At 60.3% G+C, this 4,146-nt stretch carries 3 protein-coding genes; 2 read left to right on the top strand and 1 reads right to left on the bottom strand.

Annotated features, from left to right (window positions below; all coding sequences use genetic code 11):
• Positions 1-187 precede the first annotated feature (187 nt).
• A complete protein-coding gene (locus ACXRVY_RS18965) occupies positions 188-1,180 on the bottom strand; it encodes a D-cysteine desulfhydrase (protein WP_223462715.1) in 993 nt (330 codons plus the stop codon).
• A gap of 190 nt (positions 1,181-1,370) precedes the next feature.
• On the opposite strand from ACXRVY_RS18965, the gene epsC reads away from it, so the two are divergent.
• Together epsC and betT are read left to right on the top strand one after the other, a co-directional pair.
• Positions 1,371-2,297 (top strand): serine O-acetyltransferase EpsC, encoded by a 927-nt coding sequence (epsC, locus tag ACXRVY_RS18960; RefSeq protein ID WP_223462716.1) that lies wholly within the window; start codon positions 1,371-1,373, stop codon positions 2,295-2,297.
• 403 nt (positions 2,298-2,700) lie between these two features.
• Positions 2,701-4,146, top strand: a 1,446-nt coding sequence (betT, locus tag ACXRVY_RS18955; RefSeq protein WP_458237979.1) for a choline transporter BetT, incomplete at its 3' end; no start/stop codon positions are given.

Below are 4,146 nucleotides of genomic sequence, written 5' to 3'. Positions count from 1 at the left end.
GCAAATTCGGGATTTTGACGACTGCGATATCCTGCCCTAAAGCAGCGTATGCGTCTCGTTACAAATTCGCCTGCGGCGTGACTATAAGATGACGCCGTTAGATAGGAAAATAATAAATATTCTATTTGTTATTCTTTATTTGAATATTAATTCAAATACGTTCCCACGCGAGCGCGGGAACGGTCAGTCAGAGAAAGTCTTTGTAGGCAAACAACGCCGGTGCCCCACCGGTGTGCAGGAAGATAATCGGGCCTTCGTCGAAACGCTGACGCCCGATCCCGTCCAGCAAGCCCGCCATGGCCTTGCCAGTGTAGACCGGGTCCAGCAGCAAGCCTTCCTGACCCGCCAGCAGCTTCACCGCCGCCAGTGTCCCGGCGTTCGGTTCGCCATAACGGGGGGCGAAATACTCATCCCACAACTCGACTTTGAAAGCGTCCGGCAGGTTCACACCCAGCAGCTCGGCGGTGCGTTCGGCCAAGCCTTGAACCTTTGGCCGCTGATCTTCATCGCTGCGCGAGACCGTCACGCCGATCACTGGCAGATCCGGCAGTGCTTCACTCAAGGCCAGCGCCAGTCCGCTGTGAGTGCCGGCGCTGCCCGAGGCCAGGACCACGGCGGCGAACTTCAGGCCCGTGTCCTTGATCTGTTCGGCCAGTTCCAGCCCGGCGCGCACGTAGCCCAGAGCACCCAGGGCATTTGAACCACCGATCGGTACCAGATAGGGCTTCTTGCCGTTGCTGCGCAGTCGGCCAGCCAGGGCTTGCAGTTGTTCGTCGGCGTTGTCGAGGTTTTCCACCAGTTCGACCTTGGTATCGAACAGGTCGAGCAGCAGCCGATTGCCGTTGCCGGTGTAATTGCTGTCGTCAGTGCCGAGAGGGTTTTCCAGAAGGGCTACGCAGCCCAGACCCAACTTGGCGGCAATGGCGGCCGTCTGGCGTACATGGTTCGATTGCAACGCGCCGGCGGTGATCAAGGTGTCGGCACCCTGGGCCAAGGCATCGGCGGCCAGATACTCGAGTTTGCGCAGCTTGTTGCCGCCCATCGCCAGCGGCGTCAGGTCATCGCGCTTGACGTACACCTCGCGGCCCAACCATGTCGACAGGCGTTCGAGTTTTTCCAGGGCGGTGGGTTGACCGAGCAGGTCGAGGCGGTTAAAGCGGGCGAGCTGTTGTTTGATCATGAGTCCGTACTGGCCGTGGAGGATTTCAGGACTATAGGCACGCCCAAAAGCCTGGGCAACCTTCAATCGCTTATAGCCAATCGATCTGAGCACAGCACTATTGGTTCTTAATTTGCCTCGCGACCCTTGCCGTAAAGTAATCGCCGTCAGTGCGGCCAGACAGTCCGGCCGCCCGTGAGGAGTTTTTACCGTGAGTGAGCGTTCCAGCCATTGGCAATTGCAGACCATCGTCAGCCAGCTGCGCACGGCACGTGAACAGTGGCGTGCTCAAAACGGCCGGGCCAGCGGCGAGCAGGGCGGTCGCGAATTGCCGTCCCGCGCAGCCATGGCGGACATTCTCGAAGCCCTGTGCGGCGCGTTGTTCCCGATGCGCCTGGGGCCGGTGGACTTGCGTGAGGAGAGTGAAGACTTCTACGTYGGTCATACGCTGGATGTGGCGCTGAATGCGCTGTTGGCCCAGGCGCGACTCGAATTGCGCTACGCCGCGCGCCACAGTGCCCAGGCCGATACCGAAGTCGAAGCCAGAACCATCCAGATCATTCAAGACTTCGCCCTCGCCTTGCCTGGGTTGCGCAGCCTGTTGGACACAGACGTACTGGCGGCCTATCACGGTGACCCGGCGGCGCGCAGTGTCGATGAAGTGCTGTTGTGCTACCCGGGGATTCTGGCGGTGATTCACCATCGGCTGGCCCACCATTTGTACCGCGCCGGTTTACCGCTGCTGGCACGGATCAGTGCGGAAATCGCCCACTCGGCAACCGGCATCGACATTCACCCCGGCGCGCAGATCGGCCGCAGTTTCTTTATCGACCACGGTACCGGCGTGGTGATCGGCGAAACCGCGATCATCGGCGAGCGCGTGCGGATTTATCAGGCGGTGACTTTGGGCGCCAAGCGCTTCCCGGCGGACGAAGACGGTCAGTTGCAGAAGGGCCAGCCACGGCATCCGATTGTCGAGGATGACGTGGTGATTTATGCCGGGGCGACGATTCTTGGCCGGATCACCATCGGTCAGGGTTCGACCATCGGTGGCAATGTCTGGCTGACCCGTAGCGTGCCGGCGGGGAGCAACCTGACCCAGGCGAATCTGCAGCATGATGATGGGGCGCAGAAGTAGTCTCCTGAATCTTCGCTGACTGTTCTGGCCTCTTCGCGGGCAAGCCCGCTCCCACAGGGTTTCCTGGTGTTCACAGCTTTTGTGTTCAACCCGGACCCCCTGTGGGAGCGAGCTTGCTCGCGATTGGATTTCAAACCGAATCGAGCCAGTGGCCCTGATCTAATCCTGCGTCGAACCCTCCCTTGAGCTAGCGTACAACCAGTACCGCCGAGCCCTGCGATTAGTCCTTAGCCCCCTATCCATGTTTAACTTGAACGTTCATTCAAGTTAAACCGGCGGTTCGCTGCCCGCTCACAACCGGAGGCTTGCCTTTGCTGAGTCCGATTTCTACAGCCACGTTTTACCCCTCCGAGGTGCACCGAACATGAGTGCATCGTCCATCCCTCCAAACGGTCTGATCCGCATGAATCCGCCGGTGTTCTGGTTCTCGGCGAGTTTCATCCTGTTGTTTGGTGTCGTTGTCATCGCCATGCCGGAGCAGGCCGGTGCCTGGTTGCTGGCGGCGCAAAACTGGGCGGCCGACACGGTCGGCTGGTATTACCTGCTGGCGATGACCCTCTATCTGGTCTTCGTGGTGGTCACCGCCTTGTCCGGCTATGGCAAGATCAAGCTCGGTGCCGACCACGACGAACCCGAATTCAGTTACCTGTCCTGGGCCGGCATGCTGTTCGCCGCGGGGATCAGCATCACTCTGTTTTTCTTCTGTGTGTCCGAGCCGCTGACCCATATGCTGCAACCGCCCCAAGGTGAGGCTGGTACGGCAGATGCGGCGCGCCAGGCGATGCAGATTCTGTTTCTGCACTGGGGCCTTCACGGCTGGGGTGTGTTCGCCTTTGTCGGCATGGCGCTGGCCTACTTCGCCTACCGGCATAACCTGCCACTGGCCCTGCGTTCGGCGCTGTATCCGCTGATCGGCAAGCGCATCAACGGCCCGATCGGTTACGCGGTGGACGGCTTCGGCATCATCGCCACGGTGTTCGGCCTCGGCGCCGACATGGGCTTCGGCGTGTTGCACCTCAACTCGGGTCTCGACTACCTGTTTGGCATCGCCCATACCCAATGGATTCAGGTCGGCCTGATCACCTTGATGATGGGCGCGGCGATCATCGTTGCCGTATCCGGCGTCGACAAGGGTGTGCGGGTCATGTCCGATATCAACATGCTGCTGGCCTGTGCGCTGTTGCTGTTCGTGTTGTTCGCCGGCCCCACGCAGCACTTGCTCAACACGCTGATCCAGAACGTCGGCGACTATCTCGGCGCCTTGCCAATGAAGAGTTTTGATCTGTACGCCTACGGCAAACCCAGCGACTGGCTCGGCGGCTGGACGGTGTTCTACTGGGCCTGGTGGATTGCATGGTCGCCGTTCGTGGGCCTGTTCATCGCACGGATTTCCCGTGGCCGGACGATTCGCGAATTCGTTTTCGGCGTGCTGCTGATCCCGCTCGGCTTCACCCTGGCGTGGATGTCGATTTTCGGTAACAGCGCCATCGATCAAGTGCTCAACCACGGCATGAGCGCGCTCGGCATGTCGGCCATCGACAATCCGTCGATGGCGCTCTACCTGCTGCTGGAAACCTACCCGTGGAGCAAAACCGTCATCGCGGTCACGGTGTTCATCAGCTTCGTGTTCTTTGTCACCTCCGCCGACTCCGGCACCGTGGTGCTGTCGACGCTGTCCGCCAAGGGCGGCAATCCCGATGAAGACGGGCCGAAATGGCTGCGGGTGTTCTGGGGCGCGATGACTGCGCTGGTGACCAGTGCATTGCTGTTCTCCGGCAGCATCGATGCGTTGAAGTCGGCGGTGGTCCTGACCTCGCTGCCGTTCTCATTGATTCTGCTGTTGATGATG

This window comes from Pseudomonas sp. P5_A2_2 (genome assembly GCF_054177685.1).
This window is presented reverse-complemented; position numbering and strand designations above follow the sequence as displayed.